Raw genomic sequence first — 23,030 nt, forward strand, 5'->3', positions numbered from 1 at the left:
GCGACGTAGTCGCACTACGTCATCGCGCGAACCGTTCTCTATCGGCGTGGTGACACGCTAGCGGAGGCCGTCCATTCAGTCACTGCGTTTTTTCCATGACGTGCGCACCTTTGCGCCGCTATCACGGATGGTGTTTGCGACTCGGCACGCCAGCGGCTCGATGGGGCACACACTACCGCAAGGTCTGAACCACCTCTTCGGCCGCGCGAATGCCCGATTGCAGCGCGCCTTCGAAGTAGCCCATCCACTCGGTTGCCGTTTCGGTGCCGGCCCAATGAATATGTCCGACCGGCTCGCGGATGCTGTCGCCGAAAGACGTCAGCACGCCCGGCGGCATATGCGCCGCGTAGCCGCCCTGGGCCCATTCATCCGCCGTCCAGTCGTGGTCGACATAGTCCAGCGGCTGACGGGCGTCGTCGCCGAAGTAATGCACCAGGTCCGATATGACCTGCTCGCGACGCGCTTCCTTGCCGGCGGCGCTCAACGCCATCGCGTGGTTCCCTTCTATCAGGCCGACCAGCGCGCCGAGGCTTTCGTCGTCAGGCGACTGATCGAAGACGAGCCCAAAATGACGGTCGGTACTCACGACGGCGCCGTTCAGCCCTCGGCGCCGCCAGAACGGCGCCCGATAGGCAACATGCACCTTGATGACGGAGCCCATCGGCATGCGCTGCAGCAACGCGGCACGCTTGACCGGCAGCGGAGGACTGTAGTGAATGCGGGACGCAAGCGCCGGCGGCGCGGTCACGATCACGCGCCTGGCGGCATAGGCGCCCTGCGGGCAGATCACGCGAACACCATCGGCATCCTGTTCGATCGCTCGCGCGGGCGAGTCGAGCAGGATGCATCCACCCAGCCTGTCAGCCATGCGCCGCGGTATCTGCCATGCGCCGCCGAGGAACTTGTCCTGCTGCGCACCGCCCTGCGTGCCGATCATGACCTCCAGCCCTTGCCCTTGCCGAAGGCACTCCAGGAAGAACAGGTACGAGACGTGCAACGTGTCGGCGCAAAGGATCGCGCCGGCCAGAATGCGGGTGAAGTCACGCGCGGTGGCGGTCCGCACATGCTTGTCGATCCATGTTTCGAGCGACAGCGCGTCCCACTCGCGGGCGCGTGTCGCCGACCAGGGGGCACCCGCCGGCAGCATCTGCATGTCGCGCTTCCAGCGATGGACGACGAGACCGAGCGCCAGCGTAGACAGCACAGGAAGCTTCGGAATGCTGGACGTATACGGATGGACTTTGCCCTTGAAACTCACGAGGCTGGCGCCTTCGGTGTATTGCGCATGCACGCGGACGCCGAGCGCTTGCGCCTGAGCCCGCAACAGTGTCTGCTGCGGCCCTACCCACTGCCCGCCGAAATCGACGGCGTGGCCGCCGACCTCGCCGGACATCGCGCGGCCGCCGACCCGGTCGCGCGCCTCGAGCACCAGCACACGCTTTCCGGCATCCTTCAATTCAAGGGCCGCCTTCAGGCCTGCCAGTCCCGCGCCGACCACGATCACGTCCGGCGTCGAATTGCGCGGGCTCGTGTTGCTCTGCATGTCTTCCGTCTCCTCGTGTCCGGCAGTGTTGCCCCGCCGTCAACAGAGGGGCAGTGACCGCGCGTGATTCAGGGCAAGGCCGCAACCGCCAGAATGGCTTTCACCGCATCGTCCTCGATTCCCCTGATATCCGACGGGAATCGATTGCGCTGCGGAATCAGCACCAGTAGTCCCTCGATCTGCGCGGTGATCAGCGCGGCTCGGCGCGCCAGTGCGCTCGGCGACAGGCCGGGATTCACGTCGGCCACAAACCGTGCGATCACGTTGCGTTGAAATTGATAGCCCTCTTCCAGGCTCTTTCGCGCGAATTCCTGCGTCTGGGCAAGCGCCCAGAAATTGACGAAGAGACATTGGGTCCTGGGTTGCTTGCCGTCCTCGATCAACAAGCGGACCACTTTTTCCAGTCGCGCTTCAGGCGACAGGGTCTCGTCGGTCCTGACACCGTCGTAGGTGTCCGAATACGCTTCGATGGTGGTCGTGATGATCGCGCCAAAGAGCGCTTCGCGCGTCGGGAAGTAGTGCTGCAGGTTCGACAGCGCCAATCCGGCCTTCGATGCCACCTTCCGCATGCTCAGCCCGCCGTAGCCCTCCGCGAGAAAAATCTCGAACGCGCTTGCCATGATGCGGCTCACCGTATTGCGTCCGCGCTCCGTCACGGCGCGTCCGTTGTCACCACCTTCCAGATTCACGATCTCCTCCATGCGCCGGCAGATGCGAGCGCTGCTTCGCCTGCGATCGAAACGCCGCGTTCAATTCATGAAAGATGACGTTATAGGTCGAGTGACCTGATTTTGCAAGATGCTGGTTGCCCAGGTTTTGGTGGCCGGCACGAAATCCGTAAAAAAGCGAGGGTTAACCCAAGTTGCGAGGCGATTCTTCCCCGCCGTATAAATTTTCTAGGTCAAATGACATAGAAATCATGCGGGGCAGCCGCCATCATGGCGATGGCGGCTGGTGTCGAATCCGGTTTCCCGACGACGCAGTGTGAACGTGCAGAGGGTGAAGAGACTGGATGTTGCGTGCGGGATCAGGTCCGTGCGGTGGCGCGCTTCTTTGCGGGAACAGTCTTGGTATCCGTCGAGCCTGCTTCACTCCACGGCACGAATACGTCGCTCAGCATCACTTTGCCGAACTCGAGCCTCGAAAGACGCTCGACCGAGTCGCGCATGCCCTCCAGCACACCGTGAACGTTGCAATGGTCGGCCCATTCCGAGAACGGGTTCTCGATCGAAAACTGGAACATCTCGCTTTCCCCGACCGCGTCGTAGATATCCAGCAGCGTGATCGTATCGGCACGCCGGGCGAGCCGTACGCCGCCGCCGCCGCCGCGCGACGATTCGAGCAAGCCGGCCTTGACCAGCAACGAGACGATCTGGCGCACACGCGCCGCATGGGTGTCGACCCATTTTGCGATGGTCGCGGTAGCGAGCTGGCGCGGGTGATGCGCGCCGACGAACGACATGATGTAGCACGCCGTGACGAATTTGGTCGATTTCAACGCGGGTTCCTGTGGCTGGGGCGGAGTGTGCGATACGGAGTTTATATCGCGATCTGCAGCTCTCGAGAAAAGCGGCTTGACGCGCGGAGCACGAGTCACTACGCTATCTTCAAATGTTAACGTGACTATAACATTCGTGAGGGAGCAGCATGTCAGTACCGGAAAATGGCGAACGGCGTCGTGTGCTTGTGGTTCACGCTCACCCGGAGCCTCGATCGTTCACGTCGTCGATGTTCTGCGCGGCGCAGGAGGTTTTGACGCAGGCGGGTGATGAGGTTCGCACCTCTGACCTTTATGCGAAATCATTCAATCCAGTTGCCGGCCCGTCCGATTTCGGGACCCGCGACGATCCCGACTATCTCGTCTATGCGAAGGAGCAGCGAGCCGGTCGCAGCAACGGGACGTTGTCGGCCGACATCGAGGAAGAGGTCGACAACGTGTTGTGGGCGGATCTCGTCATCCTCAACTTCCCGATCTTCTGGTTCTCGGTGCCGGCGATCCTGAAAGGCTGGATCGACCGGGTATTCCTGTCGGGAACGTTCTATGGCGGCATGCGCTTCTACGATCGTGGCGGGCTCAAGGGCAAGCGCGTCTGGGTCACGACAACGCTCGGCGGGCGTCCGCACATGTTCGGCAAGGATGCGGTGCACGGGGAGATCGAGGGCATGTTGTCCCACCTGCTGCGCGGCAGCCTTGCCTATGTGGGTTTCGACGTGCTGGAGCCGTTCTTCGGCTATCACATCCCGTACATCACCGACGACGAGCGCAAAGCAATCCTGACGCGGTTCCGGCATGAGGTGGCGAACTGGCGCACGCGCCGGACCCTGTCGTTCCCGTCGCTCGATGATTTCGACGCGCGGCTTTATCCGAAAGGGGACGCGTATTGAACGGCGAGGTAACGACCGGGATGCCGACCGACGCATTCATCAAGGGCTTTCGATACGAGCTGGCCAACCGTGCTTTCGCGCTGCGGGCGATCGCACGTGTGGCGAGACGTCTTGACGGCGATGCGCGTCTGCCGTTCTGGGAGGCCTACCTGAAGCTGGAGCAGTTCAATGTGCCTCGTTACCGAGCGGCGGCCGAGACTTGGGGGCTGGATGCCGCCCCGGGATGGTGGACCCGGGGCAAGGCATGGGTGGTCGGCTCGGTACCCAGACTTCTGCTCACGTCCTTGCTGAAATTCGTGTACGCGCAGACCGTTCCGTATCTGGACGAACTGCGCAATCTGCGTCGCATCGGTCCCGCAAAGGCTCACCTCTTCCTCGACTACATGGTCGATCAGGAGGCGTTGCAAGTCGACATGATGCGACTTGCGCTGGACGGGCGTTATGCCGAAGTGACGCACCGTCTCGATGCGTTTCTTCGCCAGTATGAAGAGGCCCGGCCTGCCGCAACGGCGTGAGCCTCATCGGGTTTGATGAATCGGCGGTCCTCCGGGCCGCTCCGATACAGGTCCGCACGGTCAGGCCCTGTGCCCCGAAATCGGCCCGGCCTCGCCGGTCAGGTTCAACAGGCTGTCGATCCACGAGAGAAACGTCGAGAGCGTGAAATCCGACCATTGCTGGGTGCGGAAAGCCTTCATCACCGGCGCGTCGGCCGGCTCCTTCTGGTTGAGCAGGTCGGCGACGAAGGTTCCGACATCCGCGTCGATGCCGTTCTCGTGAATCCCCGATCCCGTAAAGCTGACCACGGTGACCTGGTGATTCTGGATGAAGTCGTTGCGCGCCCACGGCATGAAGTAGCCGAAGTTCGGCAATGGATCCAGCGTGCCCTTCAGCCGCGCGAGTTCCTGGTCGAACATCGCGAGCGACAGCGCGTCCTTGGTCGCGTCGTCGGGCGCCGCGATCACCGCCGGCACGAACGCGCGGTAATGGTAGGCCGCCTCGATCTTGTCGCGCTGATACGTGGAATAGCCGAAGCGGTCGTGCGGAAAGGTCGTCGCCAATGCCGCATACGCACTGCCGAGATTGCCGGGATCGAAGTTGCGGGTCAGCTGGCTGTTCACCGTGATCAGCCCGTCCGGGCCCGTCATCCCCCATTCGTCGCGCACCCTGCTGTACAGGCCGACTGACGGATAGGCCGCCGGGTCGGCGTTGAACGGCGTATTGAACACCGTGCCGGCGTCGTTGAGCAGCGAGCTGTTCTGCTGCGGCTGCAGCGTGTTGCGCAGCGTCGCGTAGTTGCCGAGCGTGCCGTAGCCGCCCGCGCTCGTGCCGTACACCAGCAGCCGGCCGGGCTTGCCGAAGCCGTGCGCGACGAGCCATTGCGCGACGGCCTGGATGTTCTTCAGGCCGCTGAAATGCTGGATTCGCCAGTCCCCCGTCGGCGACGTGTAGTTGCGCACCGCGCTGCCCATGTGGATGTCGCCGGTGCAGTACGGCACGAACACCTGCGTCCACTCCTGCGTCTCCACCTTCGGCTCGCCGACGAGAATGTGCGCGAGGTCCATCCGCGTCATCAGCGGCGACAGGAACGACGACACCAGCGTCTGGTTCACGGTGCCGTTCATGTAGTTGTGCGGGATGCCGTCCGGGTTGAAGCTGCCGAGGCCGGTCTCCGCGCCGGTCGCCGTCTGCGTGCAGGTGCCGTAGTTCCAGCACGCGCCGCCCGGCTGCATCATGTACAGCAGGTTGTCCGACTGCGCGCGGTTGATGTAGAAGCGCATCGGCGTGCCATTGCCGCACGACGCGCCGCTGCTTTCCGGCAACGTCACTTCGTACCACGAATAATAGGGAATCGACGGATCCGGTATCGTCGTGCCGGCCGCATGGCCGTTGAGCGCCGCGCAGCCCAACAGGCCCGCGAGCGCGAGCCTGCGCAGATGGTTCGCTGTGAACATGCCCCCTCCATTTCGATGAATGCGACGTGGTCGCCGCGTCCCGGCGCGGCGTCAGGCGTCCGGCGTTCAGTGCGCGCCGGGCGATGAAGCGCCGTCGAACAGCTGAACGCGCAGCGCCTGCAACCGCTGCGCGATGACGGCCTGTTGCTGGGCGGGATCGGGCACGCTCGCCTGCACTTGCAGGACGATGTCGCGGCTCTGTCGCGCGTAGTCCTGGTAACGCGGATCCTGCGCCGGAGACGGACCGACGGTCTGCCGCGCATACGCGTCCCATTGCTGGTGCATCGACTGGATGGCCGCGCCGCGCGTCGCGGGATCGGCGTTCGCATCCGTCAGCAGCGCGACGCTGAGCGCTTCCGCCTGCACCGGCACGATCTCGTTGCGTGCGACGTGCTCGGGCAGTTCGTCGAGAATCCGGCGCGCCAACTCGGCGAGTTCGGCCGGCGGCAAGCGGTTGCGGCCGTTGCCGTACGCCGCGATTTCGTCGCGAAAGCGGGCGAACGCGACGATGCGCTGCAACTCTGCGTCCGCATCCGGACGGCCCGCGAGGCTGCGGCGCAGCGCGTCGAGATCGAGACGGCGTTCCGCCGGCCCGGGCGCGACCGAGGCCGGAGCGGCCGTGCCGGTGGATGTGGCCTGCGCTGCTTGCACGGCCGCGCCCGAGGTCGGAGGTGACGCGGCGGCGGCCTGAGTCGGTGACTCGTATCGCCAGATCGCAACGGCGGCGGCGATTGTTGCAACCGCGCCGGCGCGTCGCCAGAGTGTCCGGTGCTTGTTCACGCCGTTTCGCTGAGGTTTCATGCCGCTCTCCGTCGGGGCATCGCGAATGGGTTCTAGGTCGAAACCCGCTTGCCGTCAAAAGCGGCACTAGAACCCATCCACTAGACGGACGCCGGCCGGGCGTGCCGATTCGATCCGCGCGAACGGGCCGTACGTCGCTCACGCTGCGGCGCGACAACGCGCGCCACGCCCGCGCGGCGCACGACGCGGCGCGGCGGTTCGCGTGCGTCGCCATGCCAAGCAAGCGGCGGTCCAGCCGCGTTTGGAGGGCCGATCGTGCAGGTGTGCGGGCGATGCGATTGGCCGGATCGGACCCATCGAACGACCCGCTGCGCGCTTGGGCCGCTTCACGGTTGGCCCTATGCTGACTTCCCGGGCGCATCGACCGTCGATGCGCAGAGTGCCTTCCCCTTATCCGAGCCAGGTCGATGAGCCGTGCAGACACGCCGCGCCGGGCATTACCCGCCGCGCACGATTACCCGTATTACCGCGATGCGCTCGCGGGCCGCGCCCTGCCGGCGGCGTTCGTCGACCTCGAGCACGTCGAGGCCAATCTCGCGGACCTGAAGCGCCGGGCCGGCGGCCTGCCGATCCGACTCGCGACCAAGTCGCTGCGTTCGCGTGCGCTGATCCGCACCGTGCTGGCCGCCGGCCCGTTCATGCGGGGACTGCTGTGCTACTCGGCCGCCGAAGCGGCGTGGCTCGCGGACGACGGCTTCGATGACATCGTCGTCGCGTATCCGACGGTCGAGCCCGCGGATTTGCGCGCGGTCGCCGCGCAACTGCGGCAGCATCGTGCGATCACCCTGATGGTCGACGACGCCGCGCAGGTCGAGCGCATCGACCGTTTCGCGCGCAACGAAGGCGTCGTGTTTCCGCTCGCGATCGATCTCGACATGTCGTCGGTCTTTCCGGGCCTGTACTTCGGCATGTACCGGTCGCCGGTGCGCGACGTTGCCGGCGCGGTTGCGCTCGCGGACGACATCGCCGGGCGGCAGGGCGTGCGGCTCGCGGGCCTGATGGGCTACGAGGGGCAGATCGCCGGGGTGTCGGATGCGGTGCCGGGCAGCGCCGCGCGCAACGCGCTGCTGCGCTACCTGAAGCGGAGCTCCACGCGGGAGATCAACGCGCGGCGCCAGGCGGTCGTCGAGGCGCTCGCGGCGGCCGGCCATGCGCTGCGCTTCGTCAACGGCGGCGGCACCGGCAGCTTCGAAAGCACGCGCGGCGATCCGTCGGTCACCGAGCTGGCGGCCGGCTCCGGTCTCTACGCGCCGGCGCTGTTCGACCATTACGCCGCGTTCCGCGCGCAGCCCGCCGCCGGCTTCGCGTTGCCGGTCGCCCGCATGCCGCAGCCCGGCATCGTCACGTGCTCGGGCGGCGGCTACGTCGCGTCCGGCCCGGCCGGCCGGAGCCGGCTGCCGCAGCCGTGGCTGCCGGCCGGCTGCACGCTGATCGGCAACGAAGGCGCGGGCGAGGTGCAGACCCCCGTGCGCGTTCCGGCCGGCGTCGCTCCCGCGATCGGCGAGCCGATCCTGTTCCGGCACGCGAAGGCGGGCGAGCTGTGCGAGCGCTTCAACACGCTGCTGCTGATCCGCGATGGCCGCGTGGCCGGCGAGGCGCTTACCTACCGGGGCGAAGGCAAGAGCTTTTTCTAGCGGGCGGCGCGGCCCGTTCTGGTCGCCGCCGTGCGGCATGTCGTCAACACGCAACCGACAAGGAAACCTTCATGTGGCGCAACTGGTCCGGGTACGTATGCAGTCCTAAGGCAACCGTTTCGACACCCGCGACGCGCGACGCGCTGGCGGCCGTGTTGCGCGACGCGGCGGCTTCCGGCTCGACCGTGCGGGCGGCGGGCGCCGGCCATTCGTTTGCGCCGCTCGTGCAGACCGACGACGTGATCCTGTCGCTCGACCGGATGCAGGGCGTGATCGACGTCGACCAGGCGCGGCGCGTCGCGCGGGTGCACGCGGGCACGCGGCTGTGGACGCTCGGCCCCGCGCTCGCCGCGCACGGCCTCGCGATGGAGAATCTCGGCGACATCAACGTGCAGTCGATCGCCGGCGCGACCAGCACCGGCACGCACGGCACGGGCATCACGCTCGGCAACCTGTCGACGCAGATCGAGAGCCTCACGTTCATGCGCGCGGACGGCTCGGAAATCCGCGCGTCGGCCGACACGAATCCGGAGCTGTTCGCAGGCGGCCGGATCGGGCTCGGCATGCTCGGCGTGCTGACCGAGATCGGCCTGCGTCTCGTGCCGTCGTTCCAGCTGCGTCTGGAACGCGGCGGAATGAACCTCGACGATTGCCTCGCGCAGGCGGACGCGCTGATCGACCGGCACCGCTCGTTCGAGTTCTACTGGTTTCCGCACACGGACACTGTGCTGACGAAGGCGTGGGACGTGACCAGCGAAGCGATCGACACTGCGCACTGGGCCGGCCGCGCCGCCGAAGCGTTCCTCGAGAACACGGTGTTCGGCGCGCTGTGCGGGCTCGGCCGGCGCGTGCCGGCGCTGTGTCCGTCGCTGAGCCGGCTGTGCGCGTCGACCGTCTCGGCCGGCCGGCAGGTGAACGCGAGTCACGCGATGCTGTCGACGGTGCGCCGGGTCCGCTTCAACGAAATGGAATGGGCGGTGCCCGCCGAGCGCGGCGCCGACGCACTGCGGGAAATCCGCGCGTTCGTCGCTCGCAAGACCTTCCCGCTGATGTTCCCGATCGAATACCGCTGGGTGCGCGGCGACGACATCTGGCTGAGCCCCGACTACGGACGCGACAGCGTGCGCATCTCGGTGCACCAGTATCGCGGCATGCCGTTCGACACGTACTTCGCGGGCGTGCAGGCGATCTGCCTGAATCATGGCGGGCGGCCGCACTGGGGCAAGGTGCATTCGCTGGGCGCCGCCGATCTCGCGGCGCGCTATCCGCGCTGGGACGACTTCCTCGCGCTGCGCGAGCGCATGGATCCGCAGGGGCGCTTCCTGACGCCGTACTTGCGCGGGCTGTTCGGCATGAGCGGGCGGCGCGCCCATCGTGATGGACCGGCCGCTGTTTATCTGGAGAACCGATGAGCTCAACCGTTCTGGATTCCGCCGGCCCGTCGCGCCCCGATCCGTCGGGCGGCGCCGTCGTCCGCCTCGCGCTTGCGTTCGCGGCGGCGACCAATGGGCTGATCCTGTCGCCGTTTCTCGTCGCGGCGGTGATGACGCGCTTCCGGCTCGACGACGGCGCCGCGACCGCGCTCGTCAGCGTCGAGATCCTCGGCATCGCGATCAGTTGCGCGCTGCTGCCGCGCCGGATCGCGCGCGCGGCCCGCCCGTTCACGCTGGCGGGCGCGCTCGGTGCGATCGCAGGCCAGGCGCTCAGCGCCGTCGCGCCCGGCATCGTGTCGGCCGGCGCGGCGCGCGGGCTGACGGGCTTGTTCGAGGGCATGCTGTTCGTCGTCGTCGCGTCCGGCGTATCACAACGCGCGTCGACGGATCGCCTCTGGGGGCAAATCAACCTGCTCGCGGGCGGCATCAACGGCGGCATCCTCGTGTTTGTGTCGGCGCTGCCGGCCGCGTGGCTCGGGCGCTGGATCTTCGTGCTGCTGGCGGGTGTGCTGGCCGTGCTCGCGCCCGCGATCCGCGGCATCGATGCGTTTGCGGCGCAGCCGGCCCAGGCGCGCACGCGCGACGGCAGCCTGCCGTGGCGCCCGATCGTCGCGATCTGGGTCGTGACGGCGCTGGTCTACGGCGTGCAGGCGTCGCAGTGGGCGATCGCCGGGTTCGTCGGCGCACGCGCCGGGCTGTCGCCGCCGACGATCGGCGTGCTGCTGTCGGTGTCGTCGCTGCTCGGCTTCGTCGGCGCGGCGATCCCCGCGCATCCTGCCTGCCGCCGGCATCGCGTCTCGATCATCTGGGCCGCGCAGCTCGCGGTGATCGCGTCGATCGAATGGTTCTTCGGTTCGACGGGCGGCGGCGCGTATTTCTTGAGCCAGCTGCTGCTGAACAGCGCGTTCTTCGTCATCGTGCCGTTCCTGACCGGCATGCTGTCCGACGTCGATCCTGACGGCTCGCTCGTCGCGCGCACCCTGGTGGTCACGTTCTTCGCGGCGGGCATCGGCACCGCGCTGTCCGGCGCGCTGCTCGACCGCTACGGCGGCGCGCGCGTCGCGCACGTGTTGGGCGCCGCCGTGCTGGCCGCCGCGCCGTTCGTCCGGCTCGCGCTGCGCCGCGCGGCGCCCGTGGGCGCGCACGGCGGTGTCGGTCATCCGTCGCGCTGAACCGCGCGCCACGCTGGCCGCCACGCACCACGAAAATGGCCGCCGCGGCCTTGTTCCGCGCAAATTTGGCTTCCTACATTCGACCGCGACGGCGCGATATCGCCGGCCCCGTCTTCCGTTCGGAGCGCAGAATGATTCGTCACGAAAACCTTCGCGCAGCGTGCAGCGCGATGATGGTCCTGGCTTGCGCCGCCGCGCACGCGCAAAGCAGCATCACGCTCTATGGCGTGCTCGACGCGGGCATCCGCTATGAAACGCATGGCGTGTCTTATGCGCCCGACGGCACGCCGGCGTCGACGGGCCGCAAGGTCTCGATGGCGGACGGCGGCGGCCTGACCGAAAGCTACTGGGGCCTCAAGGGCAATGAGGACTTCGGCGGCGGCCTATCGGCGCAGTTCAACGTGGAGAGCCACTTCGGGCCGAACAGCGGCAGCATCGTGCCGGCGGGCTCGGTCAACTTCTTCCAGGTCGCGTATGTGGGGCTGACGTCGTCGACGCTCGGTCAGCTGACGCTCGGCCGCCAGTACAACGTCCCGTTCGAGAGCGTATCGCTGTCCTACGGATCGAACCTGTGGGCGGGCCAGCAGGACCCGTACTTCAACCTGTTCAAGCCGGAACAGACGATGCTGGCGGCCGCCCGCACCAGCAACATGATCCAGTATGGCGCGCAGCGCGGCGCCTTGTACCTGCTCGCGCAATACGCGCCGGGCGGGCGCGCGGGCAGCGGCGTGCTCGGCAGCCAACTGGGAGCTGCCGTCGCGTATGCGCCGGACAAGGGGCCGTTCACGCTCGGCGCATCGTTCATGCGCAGCTGGGACGACGTCACCCATGCGAAATTCGACATCTATTCGGGCGGCGGGTCGCTGACGATCGGCGACGCGACCTTCAACGCCGGCTACATCGAGAATGCGCGCGACAACGACTTCACGTCGTTCGCGAACGGCCCGTTCAGCCCGTCCGATCTCGCGGGGCTCGGCATCATCTCGCCGGCGCAGGTGGCCGATCCGAACGTGCCCGGCGGATTCCGCCGGCGCAAGATGGTGCTTGCCGGGCTGTCCTATCGGATCACGCCGACGTTGACCGCGGCCGTCAACGCGTGGTGGACCACGCAATCCGGCTACTCGGCGGACTTCGACGGCCGCGCGCGGCAGTTCCAGGTGATCGCCGGCTACAGCCTGTCGAAGCGCGACATGCTCTGCGCGGAAGTCGACTACGCGATCTACCGCGGCGGCCTCGTCGGCGCGCAGCTCGTCGGCATCAACGGACAGGCGCCGAGCACCAGCACCACCCAGCTCGGCGCGACGGTCGGCCTGCGCCATTACTTCTGAGCGGAACCGACGGGGAGCGGCCGGCGGCGGAGGAGGCGCCCCGGCAGGGCGGGACATGTACAATCCGTGGAAAAAAGACATGGAGCATCCATGGACGAGACAGCCCGCTATACGACGGCGAATCTGCCGGTTCATTTGCTGCGGTGCCTGGCGGAGACAAGCAGGGAACTGGGCATCGATCCCACACGGCTGTGCCTCGGGCTCGGCTTCGATGTTGCGGACCTCTCCAATCCGTCGTGCCGGATCTCGTTGCGCCAGGCGGGCGCGATGATCCGGCGTGCGCTCGAGATGGCGCCGGCGCGCGCGCTCGGCCTCGAACTCGGCATGAGCGAGACGATCGCGTCGATCGGCCTGGTCGGCTACGCGATGCTCACGAGCCCCACCGTCAAGGATGCGATCGCAGTGGGCATGCGGCTGCAGCGGCACACCGGCCCGCTGATGCATTTCGACATGACGGCGGACGCCCGGACGCTGTCGATCTGCGCGACCAACGTCTTCCTCGAGTCCGACATCGAGGCGTTCCTCGTCGAGGAAGCGTTCGGCAGTTTCCTGAAGATCGGGCGCTCGCTTGCCGGCAGCGCGTTCCAGCCCAAGGCCGTCGATCTCAGCTACCCGCGGCCCGACTACGCGGTGCACTATATGCGCGTGTTCCAGTGCCCGGTCCGGTTCGAGCAGGAGCACAACCTGTTCGCGTTCGATGCCGCGTGGGGCGATCGGGCGATCGCGACCCACGATCCGCTGGCTCATCGCCAGGCGCTCGAATTCCTGCAGACGGCGCTGCCGGGCGAGCCCGAAGGCACCGACTTCCTCGAATCGATCGAGCGGATCGTGCGACGCGACTTGCGGTGTGCGCCTGCGCTGTCCGCGATCGCCTCGCAGCTGTGCATGAGCGAGCGCACGCTTCGGCGGCGTCTGGCCGATCAGGGCGTGTCGTATCAGATCGTGATCGACACGATTCGCAAGAAGCGCGCGTTCAAGCTGCTCAACAATCCGCGGCTGTCGATCGAGGATGTCGCGCATGAAGTCGGGTACAGCGACTCGCATAACTTTCGCCGCGCGTTCAAGCGGTGGACCGGGCATGGTCCGCGGGAAGGGGCGGACGTGATCAAGATCGACGGATAAAGGGCGCGGTCACAAGCGTCAATCAGTACCCTCACGTCGCCGGTCAGTTCAGCCGAAAACAGCTGTTCAGCCCTGGAAGTAGTTCAAGCCCAGCGCGCGCTTGACCTCGGACAGTGTCGCGCCGGCCACCTCCCGTGCGCGCATCGTGCCGCGATGCAGGATCGCCAGCACCTCGGCCCGGTCGCTCTCCAGCTCGCGACGGCGTGTGCGAATCGGTTCAATCAGCGACTGGAGCCGCTCGTTCAGCACCCGCTTGACCACGCTGTCGCCGAGGCCGCCTCGACGATAGTGGGATTTGAGTTCGTCCACTTTCTGCGCGTCCGGCTCGAACGCATCGAGAAACGCGAACACGACGTTGCCTTCCACCTGGCCCGGGTCGCTGACGCGCAAGTGGTACGGGTCCGTGTACATGTTGTTGACCGCCTTCGTGATTTCATCCGGCGTGGCGCCCAACGCGATCGCGTTCCCGAGGGATTTGCTCATCTTGGCTTTGCCGTCGATGCCGGGCAAGCGCGTGACCGGCGACAGCAACGCCTCGCATTCGACCAGCACCGGCCGGTCGACGGTGTTGTTGAAGCGGCGCACCAGTTCGTTGGTCTGCTCGATCATCGGCAGCTGGTCGTCGCCCACCGGCACGTGCGTCGCCTTGAATGCGGTGATATCGGCCGCCTGACTGACCGGATAGGTCAGGAAGCCCGCCGGGATGTCGCGCTCGAACCCGCGCAGGCGGATTTCCTCCTTGATCGTGGGGTTGCGCTCGAGGCGCGCGACCGTCACGAGGTTGAGCAGGTACTGCGACAGCTCCGCCAGTTCGTGCACCTGCGACTGGATGGCGATGGTCGACTTCGTTGGGTCGATGCCCACCGCAAGATAGTCGAGCGCGACTTCGACGACGTTTTCGGTCACTCTCTGATGCCGGCCGACGTTGTCGGTCAACGCCTGGGTGTCAGCGAGGAGCAGGAACTGCCGTGCTTCATGTTGAAGCCGGACGCGGGTGCGCAGTGAGCCGATGTAGTGGCCGAGGTGAAGCGGGCCGGTGGTCCGGTCGCCGGTCAGGATGGTGGGCTGGTTTGCGTGTGTCATGGACTGGAGCCTCATGGTTTTGACGCCACCAGCCATCAGCGCGCTGAAACGAAAATGCCGCCAAGACTGGCGGCATCACGTTTGCGATATGCGTGGGGAAACGGGCCGCCGGTTTTAGGCGGGCCACCAACGATGCAGGTTCGGGGTGGTCGGGTTCGTATCCATGGGGGGAGTATAGCGCGGTGGTGCGGGGAGTGTCGGGTGAGGGCTTGGACGCGGACATGCTGGTCGATCGTCGCGGAGTGCCGCGAACCAGAGGTGGGGTTTGGCCTACTGCAAAAATGGGAGATTGCTCCATAGCACCCTTCGTCGCTCGTTTGCACAATTCAAACGTGGCTAGCGTAGGTAGACGCATCTGTTTGAGACGGCGACCGGCTGGAGTCGGCCATAAACAGCCAATCGCCTTCCTGTCCTACCAGACATTCAAACGGCTGATGCTTTCAAAGAGCAGACGCTCATTCACCACGCATGCCCCTGGAAGGCCAGACTATTTGCTCAGTATCGCCTCGCGCCGCGCCCCGAGCAAACCCCAGCAACGTCGAAAGTCCGCGAGGCAACTTTATTTTGTGAATGACAGTAGCTCGGCCGGTTGACATCCGCCGCAATCGAGGCGCTTTGGTTGTTTGTTCGATATCAAACAGATCGAATGAGATTCGTCGGCTAATGTGAATCGCTAGATGTTCGTGTTACAGAACGCACCACCTACGTGGCACAGTTGGGCCCGAGTGGCAGCGGCGCCAAAACTGCTTTACCAATATCGCTGGGGGAAAAGGCGTCCCGATTGGACTCTAAGCGATAAAGAGAGGCTCAGATGGCTAACTTGGCCACGCAGATTCTCGATTTGACCCGCGTCGTTACCGATGCCGATGATGCCCAACCAGGCAAACCTGTCCAGATCAGCGTGCTGCCCGGTTTCAGTTCCTCACTACCGACAACCACGACACTCAATGGGGTGACTCTGTCCGGGGCGCTAGTCGGAGCCCTCCCAAGCAGCCTAACTGGTACGATCACCGGCGTCCTCAACACGCTGGTTGATCCCGTCACACTCAAGGTGACGTATCAGGTAAAGAAGGATGGGATGCCGGTGGCGACTACGGATTTCACCGCAACGCCACCGATTGCGGTTGCCAGCGTGCCGAGCGATCCACTCAACGTTGCTTTCCTGCTCAAACCGCCCGTGGGCGAAGATACTTCCGCGACGGAACCTTCTCATTACCAAATCGACGTTAACTTGACTGTGACAGTTGAGGGCGTGAGCGAGTCCAAGACCATAACCGTTCCGATTGATATGCCGGCGATCCAGATTCCGGCTCTTCTGCTCCTCGGGAAGCATGCCAACTTTGCAGCCTACGATGGGGACAATCCCGGCTCGCTCTTCGTAATGGTACGTGCGTCATCCCCACTGCGAGAGCTTGGCGAAGTGGTAGCGGCACTGAACCGTTTGATGGGGTTACTCAAAACAGTAAAGTCAGTGCTCGACGTCGGTAGCGTGTTCTTGGACACCTTGGGATACGCAGCAACCCTGATCGGAACTATACCGACCATTTACTTCAGTGTTGGCAATACCCCGAATCTCGACGGCGAGGGGCTGTCCTTCGAGGACGATGCCAGTGCCCTACTGCTTATCGGAGTAAAAGATACCAAGGTGACGCTCTACAGCGATGGAGGATTTGAGAAAGGCGGAATTGATGAGGAATACAGCGTCTTCACCGTCGACGAAATCGCGATCAGTGGAATTCCGACAGGCCTCGGGCTCATAAAGATTGACACATTTGTCGGACTCGATTGGCAGACCGACAAGGGTGATCACATGAACGATGATACGTCTTCCGTACGCTGGGGCGGAATCTGAGTGAAGGAGCGATCAATATGGCCGCCATACTTGATGTCTGGATAGCGAAGCCGGGCGATCCCTGTTATGTCGATGATCGTGAATGGTTCGTGAATGTCCTCGATGCGAACGGCAACGTGTACCACTGGTCCAGTAAAGATTATGCCAATCTTCAAGCACCTCACGGCCATTGGGCCGATAGCATTCCTCCCGGATGCTACATCGTGCAGGCCCAAGGCAGGGATGACAAGGGCCAGCCGATTTATACTGACCACGCCATCGTAGAAGTCGGATGTGAAGGATATGTCTGTGTCCGGCTTTTTGTCGCTGACGCTCAAGAACCTGGGCCGAGACCGCGGCGATGTGAAATCCAGATCACCGAAGTGACCGGTATCGGGTCCGAACCAACATCCATCCAGGTAAGCGGCACTGCTGTCAATTGCAAGCAAATTGACATAACCGTCCATTGCCGTAGCGCTCAAACTGCGCACACAGTGGCCGCCGTTACGGCGAGCGGCCACTGGACCGCGAATCTTAGCGCAAGTGAGTTGAGGTGCAAATGTGGCCGAGGTGTGTTCGTCAAGGCGTTTTGTGTAGATGACCCCAACTGCGTGAGGGTGTTCGAGACCGAGAAGCTCTCGTGCACACAATCGAATTCGCCACGCTAAGACTGGAATCCCGGGCTTGTGTGGCGAGATATTGACTGGACCTAGCGCGTCGGAATGCGGACAACTACTTTCGCCAGCACTGCGCGGGCCGCCAACAACTCACGGTCGGGCTGCAAATGAGCGACAAGTTCACGTCCCCGTTGGACTGGAGAAGGAAATGCAGAACATAGCTCCGTTGGAAGATCGCGACGCTCTCTACTATCCATACGTGCACATTCGGGATGAAGACTGGCTGAAGAGGACGCTGTTGGTGTTCCCGGGCATGGCTCGTATGATCGCGGATGATTACACGCCCAATGACGGGGATCTAGTGGTTGCTTTGAGTACTGGTCCGAAGCCTCTGTTAAGGCGGGCGGACCTGTCTACACCTCTCGCAAAGGCCGCACAGCAGCGTCTGCTGTCGGAGATGGCGGCCGACTTGGCTTCAGATCGTGACGGATACCTGGCGAGGTTTGGGGAGGACGCAAGCAAGGCGGCGACCAGCGCGGACCCATTAGGGTTTCAGATGCATATTGGCAGAGCCAGCTATGAACTCGCCGAGTTCCTCCGCAGCAATGGGTTGGCGTGGACGCCGCCGCCAGACATCATTGACCACCCAAACTACGTCCAGATGCACCCCCGCATTGGCGAGGCAGTGCTCGGTACGATTGCAGTTGCGTGCGCCCGAGATGAAGGCTTCGATATCGTCGCAAATTCCGACGATGCACCGAGTCGGAAGCTCAATCAATGTATCGCGATGGACACCGCCACCGCTGTCTACGACGCCATCGTGAGAGGCAAGGTATCAGGTCAACATGAGCAATTAAGCGATACCGCCGTTTTGGAGGTCATCGCGCACTTTCATTGCGATGTGTCCAAGCTCAGCGCCGAAAATCTGATCGCTCTTGCCGATGAACGAGAGGCCCTGAGCAACCTGAAGGCCGAACTGTACAAAATGGCGTCGACCGTACCTACCATGACGAATGAAAAGAATCTTGAGGCAAGATTGCACGCACTGGCCGATGCGGCAATCAGGCGCTGGGAAGGAGACAGAGCAAATTTGAGCGCCGTGGCGCGCCAGATATTTGGCCTTGAGGCGAGCGCCAAAGGGATTGCCGAGGTCATGAACAAAGCTGTGGAGAAATTCACTGGCCCAGGCGGAATAACTGCAGCCGCAGCAACCAGTATTGGATGGTCGGTGACACATCCGCTGCTAGCGATGGGCGGCGGGCTGACGCTAGGATTTGTCGTCCACAGTATTGCATCGATCGCAAAGGCCCGTGAGCGTGAAGAAAGCAGCCCGTTTCGGTACCTTTCAGAGGCCACGAAGAGGGGGGTGGTCATCTCCGTCGGGGCGTAGCTGCCCCCAGGCTTCGTTTTGATTCTCGTGTACTTCGATCGAAAGTACGACCGCCGTGGGTCGCTGGTCAGTTCGTGGTCGATTGGTTAAGGTGTATTAGCCGGAACTCGATCTGACAGGTAGTCGGGCTGTTAGGGAAGAAGCGCTCAATGAGGAATGAGTTTCTCCTTGCCGAGTCCTCACCTAGCGAACCAATGACACCCACGACCCGATCACAAGATCCCGAAAACGCCGACTCTGGACCGTCACCTGGTGCGATCAAACTCGCCATTGCTACCCTCATCGGATTGTGGCTTCCGTGGATCGGCTTCGCGTACTGGTATGAGGAGGTCGGCGGATTTCACAGCGGAATCTTCGCCCCCGGCACGATGGAATTCCTCGGATTCACCGTTGCCACGTGGGTCGTGACGCCACTCTTTACGTTGATTTACATCGTTTATGCGAGGCGCTCAGCACCTCGCAACGCATATGACCAAGCAATGTTCGCCATTGAGTGGTTGATTCTGATTGGAATGTGGATGTTCACTGCAGTTCCATTCTTCGGCCGCTAGATCGTCACGCGCGAGACGCGTGGCCCTGCGCCAACGGCCTCGATCAAGAGAAACCTGTCTTTGCAGTCGCGATGAGTCGAAAGGCCGAAACGGGTTGCGGATTCAACCGGTCGCCGGCCCCGATTCACGGCATCTCACGTCGACTACCGCAGCGACCCCCCCTCACTCCCCAACCAAATGCAGCACGATATCCCGCTGATGCGCGGCACGCCGATGCTCGAACAGGTAAATCCCTTGCCACGTCCCGAGCACCATCCGTCCATGCTCCACAGGAATCGACAGTTGCACCTGCGTGAGCGCCGTGCGCAAATGCGCGGGCATGTCGTCGGGGCCTTCGGTGTCGTGCTCGTAGCGCGAGCTATCTTCGGGCGCGAGCGCCGCGAAGTAGCGTTCCAGATCGCGCTGCACCGACGGATCCGCATTCTCCTGGATCAGCAGCGAAGCGGACGTGTGCCGGCAGAACACGGTGAGCAGGCCGGTGCGGATCGACTGCTGGTCGACGAACGCGCACACCTGCGACGTGAACTCGATGAGGCCGCGTCCGCGCGCGTCGACGATAACGTGTTGAATGGCCTGTTTCATGGTGAATGCATGCGATGTGCTCAGGCCAGCGCGGCGAAGCCGTCGGCTTCGATCTGCCGCGCGTCGGCGGGGCGAACGACGCGCGCGACCTCGACGCCGTTGCGCAGGAAAACCAGCGTCGGCCAGAGCTTGACGCCGAATGAGCGTCCGAGCGGACGGCCAGGACCGTCTTCGATTTTCAGGTGCCGAACCGCGGGGTGCGCCGAAAACGAGTCGCGAATCGCGGGCTGCGCGCCCTGGCAGATCCCGCACCAGTTCGCACCGAACTCGATGACGGTCGCGCCGGCGAGCGCGTCGACTTCCGCGCGGGTGGGCGCGTCCGCGCTATAGGCTTGTGGTGATTGCATCACGGCCCCATGTGCTTGAAGAGAGTGCGGCCGCATTCGCGGCCCGTGCGATTACTGTAGCGGAAAAGGCCGCAGGCGGCGTAGAGGCCGCGCTCACTCGTAGCGCAACGCGTCGGCAGGCCGGACCCGCGCGCTGTGCCAGCTCGGATAGAGCGTCGCGAGCGCCGACAGCAGGAACGCAATGGCGCCGACTTCGATCACGTCGGTCACGACGAGCTTCGACGGCAGCTTGTCGAGGAAATAGACGGACGGCGTCAGAAAGTGGATCCCGAGCATCTGCTCGATCGCGGGCAGCAGCCAGGGAATGCTCGCTGCGATCGCACAACCGATCACCACGCCCGTCATCGTCCCGACCAGGCCGATCGTCATTCCCTGGATCGCAAAGATCCTCATGATCGAGCCGGGCTGGGCGCCGAGCGTGCGCAGGATCGCGATGTCGGCCTGTTTCTGCGTGACCGTCATCACGAGCGACGAGACGAGATTGAACGCCGCGACCGCGACGATCAGCAGCAGGATCACGAACAGCATGCGCTTCTGCAACTGCTCGGCGACGAACCACGTGCGGTTCTGCCGGGTCCAGTCGCGGATGTAGAGATCGCCGGACAGCGAGCGTGCAAGCTGCAGCGCGATCTCCGGCGCGCGCTCCATGTCGTCGATGCGCAGCCGCACGCCGGTCGGCGCTGCGACATGGAACAGCGTCTGCGCATCGCCGATGTGGATGAACGCGAGCGTGCTGTCGTACTGGTAATGGCCGGACTCGAACGTGCCGACCACCTTGAATTGCCTGAATTGCGGCAGCAGGTTGCGCATCTGCGCGGCGCTGCCGGGCGCGAAGAACGTCAGCCGGTCGCCGACCTGCACCTGCAGGGTGGACGCGAGCGCGGCGCCGAGCACGATGCCGAGCTCGCCCGGCGCAAGCGCGTCGAGGCGGCCGCTCTTCATGTCTTTCGCAATGTCGGACACCTGCGGCTCGAGCCGCGGGTCGATGCCGCGCAACGCGACGCCGGTGACCTTGCCGCCGTGCGTGAGCAGCGCCTGCGCCTCGACATACGGCGCCGCGCTCCTGACCGACGGATTGCGCAGCGATTCGTCGGCAGTCAGTTTCCAGTCCGGCATCGCGCCGGTCGGCGAGAAGATCTCGATGTGCGCGAGCACGGCTAGCATGCGGTCCCGCACCTCGCTCCTGAACCCGTTCATCACGGACAGCACGATGATCAGCGCGGCCACGCCGAGCGCGATGCCGGACATCGACGCGACGGCGATGAACGAAATGAAGCCGTTGCCGGTCGTGCCGCTCGTGCGTTTGCCGGCGCGGGTGTACCGCAACCCGATCTGCCATTCATACGGGAGTTTCAAGCACTTTCCTCTGGAAGAGCGGTTCGTCAAGGGGAGCACTTTATTCGAACGTCATCCTCGCGACGCGGCCGGACCATGCTCGCCCGCGCGGGTCACGCTTTGCGACGCGGAATGTCCAGCTCGAAGATGGACCCACCGGCGCGCGACGTGACATACCGCGCATGGCCGTGGTGAGCCTGGGCGATCGCGCGGACGACCGACAGGCCGAGACCTGAGCCGCCGAATTTGCGGGAACGCGACACGTCCGCGCGCGTAAAGGGCTCGAACGCATGTCGCGCGAATTCGGGGCTGAGGCCGGGGCCTTCGTCTTCCACGCGAAGGACGACGCTCGCCCCCTGTAGCGCGACCTCGATGCGCAGCTTGCCGGGCACCGCGTAGCGGCGCGCGTTGTCGAGCAGCGCGAGCAGCGCCTGCCTGATGCGCGCGCCGTCGCATGGCACGACGATCGCGGTGGCGGCCATTTCGACGGCAAAGCCGGCGTCGTGCAGCGCGTCGCTGACCGAATCGACGGCGCTCCGGACTTCGAGCGCGATGTCGGTCGGCTGGATGTTCATGTCGAGGCGCCCGATGTCCTGCAGCGTGACGATGTGCAGGTCGTCGACGAGCCGGGACAAGCCTTCGACCTGATTCAGCAGGCCGCGGAACAGCGATTCGTCCGGCTCGAACACCTTGTCCCGCAGGCCCTGCAGCCTGCCCCTGAGGATTGTGAGCGGGGTGCGCAGCTCATGGACGATCGCCGCGTTCCAGGCCGTCATCTCGGAGGTCATGCCCTGCAGCCGGATCGCCATCGCGTTGAAGTCGTCGACCAGGAGCGCCGTCTCGCCGAGCGAGCGGTCACCGGGAATCGCGCGGGCGTCCAGGTCGCCCGCGGCGATGCTGCGCGCGCTCTCCGCGAGCGAGTTGAGCGGCTTGAGAATGCGCCGGGCCAGCCGGGTCGCCATCACGACCGCGGCGATCAGTCCCGTCAGCAGCAGGATGCCGAAGATCAGGTAATCGGCCGCGTGCGGGATGAGCGCATCGATGAGGCGCTCCTGCGCGGGCGGCGAAAAAGTGAACATCAACCCGTAGATGACGAACAGGCCGACGAAAATGATCAGCGTCGTGGCGACCGAGACCAGTCCCATCGACAGCACGATCTGCCGGCTCAGCTTGCTGCGTGTGTTCACTGGATTCTCTGCAGCCGGTAGCCGACGCCGCGCATCACCTCGGGCATGCCGGGCGCGCCGGCGCATTCGAGTTTCTTGCGCAGCCGGCTGATGTGGCTGTCGACGGTGCGCTCCAGCGCGCCGCTGCCGGCGAGGCACGCATCGACCAGTTCGCTGCGCGTGAAGACGCGGTTGGGCGATCGCGCCATGTGGGCGAGCAGCCGGAACTCGGTCAGCGTCAGCGACACCTGGTTTTCTCCGGCGTCCGACCGGACCTTGGCCAGATAGCTCTCGGTGTCGACCTCGAGGTTGCCGACCCGCATCACGCCCCCTGACAGCGACGTGCCGGAGCGCCGCAACACCGCGCGGATGCGTGCGACCACCTCGACGGGATTGAACGGCTTGGCGATGTAGTCGTCCGCGCCGATGCGCAAGCCCTGCAGCCGGTCGATGTCCTGATCGAGCGCCGTAATGATGACGACCGGCGTATTGCCGCGGCGGCGCAGCTCGATGAGCACCTCCCAGCCGTCCTTCTCCGGCATCTTGATGTCGAGCAGGATCAGGTCGGGCTTCAGCAGCGGCTGCACGTCGAGTGCGGCTTGCCCGTTGCCGACCCGGTAGGTGCGAAATCCCTCGCGAGTCAGGTATGCGTCGAGGATTTCCGCAATTTCCGGCTCGTCTTCAGCAATCAGTATCAGCGCATTCATCAGTTCAGCTGGCGTGTGGCCTAACAGGAGTGTGATGCAATGTTGGCGTGG

The 23,030-nt window shown here is 64.6% G+C and carries 22 protein-coding genes; 11 read left to right on the forward strand and 11 right to left on the reverse strand.

Annotated features, from left to right (window positions below):
- Positions 1-172 precede the first annotated feature (172 nt).
- From B7P44_RS18990 to B7P44_RS19000, 3 genes are all read right to left on the reverse strand, one after another.
- Entirely contained in the window at positions 173-1,543 is a 1,371-nt protein-coding gene (locus B7P44_RS18990) for a flavin monoamine oxidase family protein (protein ID WP_084907225.1), read from the reverse strand.
- 68 nt (positions 1,544-1,611) lie between these two features.
- Positions 1,612-2,232 (reverse strand): TetR/AcrR family transcriptional regulator, encoded by a 621-nt coding sequence (locus B7P44_RS18995; protein WP_162296923.1) that lies wholly within the window; start codon positions 2,230-2,232, stop codon positions 1,612-1,614.
- A 338-nt stretch (positions 2,233-2,570) separates the two neighbouring features.
- Entirely contained in the window at positions 2,571-3,041 is a 471-nt protein-coding gene (locus B7P44_RS19000) for an RrF2 family transcriptional regulator (RefSeq protein WP_084907229.1), read from the reverse strand.
- Positions 3,042-3,190: 149 nt separating this feature from the next.
- Between B7P44_RS19000 and B7P44_RS19005 the strand changes: the two genes are divergently transcribed.
- Complete coding sequence (locus tag B7P44_RS19005) at positions 3,191-3,928, forward strand: NAD(P)H-dependent oxidoreductase (protein WP_084907231.1); 738 nt, start codon at positions 3,191-3,193, stop codon at positions 3,926-3,928.
- A gap of 20 nt (positions 3,929-3,948) precedes the next feature.
- On the forward strand, positions 3,949-4,443 hold the full coding sequence (locus B7P44_RS19010) for a hypothetical protein (protein WP_084909900.1): 495 nt from the start codon (positions 3,949-3,951) through the stop codon (positions 4,441-4,443).
- Between the two features lie 60 nt (positions 4,444-4,503).
- On the opposite strand, the gene B7P44_RS19015 is transcribed toward B7P44_RS19010, so the two are convergent.
- Positions 4,504-5,880 (reverse strand): pectin acetylesterase-family hydrolase, encoded by a 1,377-nt coding sequence (locus B7P44_RS19015; RefSeq protein ID WP_084907233.1) that lies wholly within the window; start codon positions 5,878-5,880, stop codon positions 4,504-4,506.
- Between the two features lie 66 nt (positions 5,881-5,946).
- Positions 5,947-6,660: a phospholipase C accessory protein PlcR gene (plcR, locus tag B7P44_RS19020; protein ID WP_084909901.1), complete on the reverse strand. Its 714-nt coding sequence runs from the start codon at positions 6,658-6,660 to the stop codon at positions 5,947-5,949.
- A gap of 428 nt (positions 6,661-7,088) precedes the next feature.
- On the opposite strand from plcR, the gene B7P44_RS19025 reads away from it, so the two are divergent.
- The 5 genes from B7P44_RS19025 (at position 7,089) to B7P44_RS19045 (ending at position 13,370) form a co-directional block, all read left to right on the forward strand.
- A complete protein-coding gene (locus B7P44_RS19025; protein WP_084907235.1) occupies positions 7,089-8,315 on the forward strand; it encodes an amino acid deaminase/aldolase in 1,227 nt (408 codons plus the stop codon).
- Positions 8,316-8,386: 71 nt separating this feature from the next.
- Positions 8,387-9,727, forward strand: coding sequence for a D-arabinono-1,4-lactone oxidase (locus tag B7P44_RS19030; RefSeq protein ID WP_084907237.1), 1,341 nt, complete (start codon positions 8,387-8,389; stop codon positions 9,725-9,727).
- Positions 9,724-10,920: an MFS transporter gene (locus tag B7P44_RS19035; RefSeq protein WP_084907239.1), complete on the forward strand. Its 1,197-nt coding sequence runs from the start codon at positions 9,724-9,726 to the stop codon at positions 10,918-10,920. The genes B7P44_RS19030 and B7P44_RS19035 overlap by 4 nt, the downstream gene beginning before the upstream one ends.
- A gap of 131 nt (positions 10,921-11,051) precedes the next feature.
- Complete coding sequence (locus B7P44_RS19040) at positions 11,052-12,248, forward strand: porin (RefSeq protein ID WP_084907241.1); 1,197 nt, start codon at positions 11,052-11,054, stop codon at positions 12,246-12,248.
- A 90-nt stretch (positions 12,249-12,338) separates the two neighbouring features.
- Positions 12,339-13,370 carry an AraC family transcriptional regulator gene (locus B7P44_RS19045; RefSeq protein ID WP_084907243.1) on the forward strand — a complete coding sequence of 344 codons (1,032 nt, stop codon included), beginning with the start codon at positions 12,339-12,341 and terminating at the stop codon, positions 13,368-13,370.
- A gap of 66 nt (positions 13,371-13,436) precedes the next feature.
- On the opposite strand, the gene trpS is transcribed toward B7P44_RS19045, so the two are convergent.
- A complete protein-coding gene (gene trpS / locus B7P44_RS19050; protein WP_084909902.1) occupies positions 13,437-14,453 on the reverse strand; it encodes a tryptophan--tRNA ligase in 1,017 nt (338 codons plus the stop codon).
- An 811-nt stretch (positions 14,454-15,264) separates the two neighbouring features.
- Between trpS and B7P44_RS19055 the strand changes: the two genes are divergently transcribed.
- From B7P44_RS19055 to B7P44_RS19065, 4 genes are all read left to right on the forward strand, one after another.
- Positions 15,265-16,305 carry a hypothetical protein gene (locus tag B7P44_RS19055; RefSeq protein WP_084907245.1) on the forward strand — a complete coding sequence of 347 codons (1,041 nt, stop codon included), beginning with the start codon at positions 15,265-15,267 and terminating at the stop codon, positions 16,303-16,305.
- 17 nt (positions 16,306-16,322) lie between these two features.
- Positions 16,323-16,952, forward strand: a complete 630-nt coding sequence (locus B7P44_RS36435; RefSeq protein ID WP_133117841.1) for a hypothetical protein — start codon at positions 16,323-16,325, stop codon at positions 16,950-16,952.
- 157 nt (positions 16,953-17,109) lie between these two features.
- Positions 17,110-18,291: a hypothetical protein gene (locus B7P44_RS19060; protein ID WP_084907247.1), complete on the forward strand. Its 1,182-nt coding sequence runs from the start codon at positions 17,110-17,112 to the stop codon at positions 18,289-18,291.
- 194 nt (positions 18,292-18,485) lie between these two features.
- Positions 18,486-18,842, forward strand: coding sequence for a hypothetical protein (locus B7P44_RS19065; RefSeq protein WP_133117842.1), 357 nt, complete (start codon positions 18,486-18,488; stop codon positions 18,840-18,842).
- 162 nt (positions 18,843-19,004) lie between these two features.
- On the opposite strand, the gene B7P44_RS19070 is transcribed toward B7P44_RS19065, so the two are convergent.
- The 5 genes from B7P44_RS19070 to B7P44_RS19090 form a co-directional block, all read right to left on the reverse strand.
- Entirely contained in the window at positions 19,005-19,424 is a 420-nt protein-coding gene (locus B7P44_RS19070) for a secondary thiamine-phosphate synthase enzyme YjbQ (RefSeq protein WP_084907251.1), read from the reverse strand.
- A 20-nt stretch (positions 19,425-19,444) separates the two neighbouring features.
- Positions 19,445-19,771: a thioredoxin family protein gene (locus B7P44_RS19075; protein ID WP_084907253.1), complete on the reverse strand. Its 327-nt coding sequence runs from the start codon at positions 19,769-19,771 to the stop codon at positions 19,445-19,447.
- Between the two features lie 93 nt (positions 19,772-19,864).
- Positions 19,865-21,127, reverse strand: coding sequence for a lipoprotein-releasing ABC transporter permease subunit (locus B7P44_RS19080; protein ID WP_084907255.1), 1,263 nt, complete (start codon positions 21,125-21,127; stop codon positions 19,865-19,867).
- 92 nt (positions 21,128-21,219) lie between these two features.
- Entirely contained in the window at positions 21,220-22,293 is a 1,074-nt protein-coding gene (locus tag B7P44_RS19085) for an ATP-binding protein (protein ID WP_088511497.1), read from the reverse strand.
- Complete coding sequence (locus tag B7P44_RS19090) at positions 22,290-22,979, reverse strand: response regulator (RefSeq protein WP_084907257.1); 690 nt, start codon at positions 22,977-22,979, stop codon at positions 22,290-22,292. Before B7P44_RS19090 ends, B7P44_RS19085 begins: the two co-directional genes overlap by 4 nt.
- Positions 22,980-23,030 lie beyond the last annotated feature (51 nt).

It is taken from the genome of Burkholderia ubonensis subsp. mesacidophila (assembly GCF_002097715.1).
Taxonomy (GTDB): domain Bacteria; phylum Pseudomonadota; class Gammaproteobacteria; order Burkholderiales; family Burkholderiaceae; genus Burkholderia; species Burkholderia mesacidophila.

Bases quoted from the DNA above. Each gene is read 5' to 3' on its own strand.
- B7P44_RS19030 (WP_084907237.1), top strand. From the start codon at position 8,387: ATGTGGCGCAACTGGTCCGGGTACGTATGCAGTCCTAAGGCAACCGTT.
- B7P44_RS19045 (WP_084907243.1), top strand. From the start codon at position 12,339: ATGGACGAGACAGCCCGCTATACGACGGCGAATCTGCCGGTTCATTTG.
- B7P44_RS19065 (WP_133117842.1), top strand. From the start codon at position 18,486: ATGACACCCACGACCCGATCACAAGATCCCGAAAACGCCGACTCTGGA.
- B7P44_RS19010 (WP_084909900.1), top strand. From the start codon at position 3,949: ATGCCGACCGACGCATTCATCAAGGGCTTTCGATACGAGCTGGCCAAC.
- B7P44_RS19090 (WP_084907257.1), bottom strand. From the start codon at position 22,979: ATGAATGCGCTGATACTGATTGCTGAAGACGAGCCGGAAATTGCGGAA.
- B7P44_RS19005 (WP_084907231.1), top strand. From the start codon at position 3,191: ATGTCAGTACCGGAAAATGGCGAACGGCGTCGTGTGCTTGTGGTTCAC.
- B7P44_RS19075 (WP_084907253.1), bottom strand. From the start codon at position 19,771: ATGCAATCACCACAAGCCTATAGCGCGGACGCGCCCACCCGCGCGGAA.
- B7P44_RS18990 (WP_084907225.1), bottom strand. From the start codon at position 1,543: ATGCAGAGCAACACGAGCCCGCGCAATTCGACGCCGGACGTGATCGTG.
- B7P44_RS19015 (WP_084907233.1), bottom strand. From the start codon at position 5,880: ATGTTCACAGCGAACCATCTGCGCAGGCTCGCGCTCGCGGGCCTGTTG.
- trpS (WP_084909902.1), bottom strand. From the start codon at position 14,453: ATGACACACGCAAACCAGCCCACCATCCTGACCGGCGACCGGACCACC.
- B7P44_RS19070 (WP_084907251.1), bottom strand. From the start codon at position 19,424: ATGAAACAGGCCATTCAACACGTTATCGTCGACGCGCGCGGACGCGGC.
- B7P44_RS36435 (WP_133117841.1), top strand. From the start codon at position 16,323: ATGGCCGCCATACTTGATGTCTGGATAGCGAAGCCGGGCGATCCCTGT.
- B7P44_RS19035 (WP_084907239.1), top strand. From the start codon at position 9,724: ATGAGCTCAACCGTTCTGGATTCCGCCGGCCCGTCGCGCCCCGATCCG.
- B7P44_RS19025 (WP_084907235.1), top strand. From the start codon at position 7,089: ATGAGCCGTGCAGACACGCCGCGCCGGGCATTACCCGCCGCGCACGAT.
- B7P44_RS19040 (WP_084907241.1), top strand. From the start codon at position 11,052: ATGATTCGTCACGAAAACCTTCGCGCAGCGTGCAGCGCGATGATGGTC.
- B7P44_RS19055 (WP_084907245.1), top strand. From the start codon at position 15,265: ATGGCTAACTTGGCCACGCAGATTCTCGATTTGACCCGCGTCGTTACC.
- B7P44_RS19060 (WP_084907247.1), top strand. From the start codon at position 17,110: ATGCAGAACATAGCTCCGTTGGAAGATCGCGACGCTCTCTACTATCCA.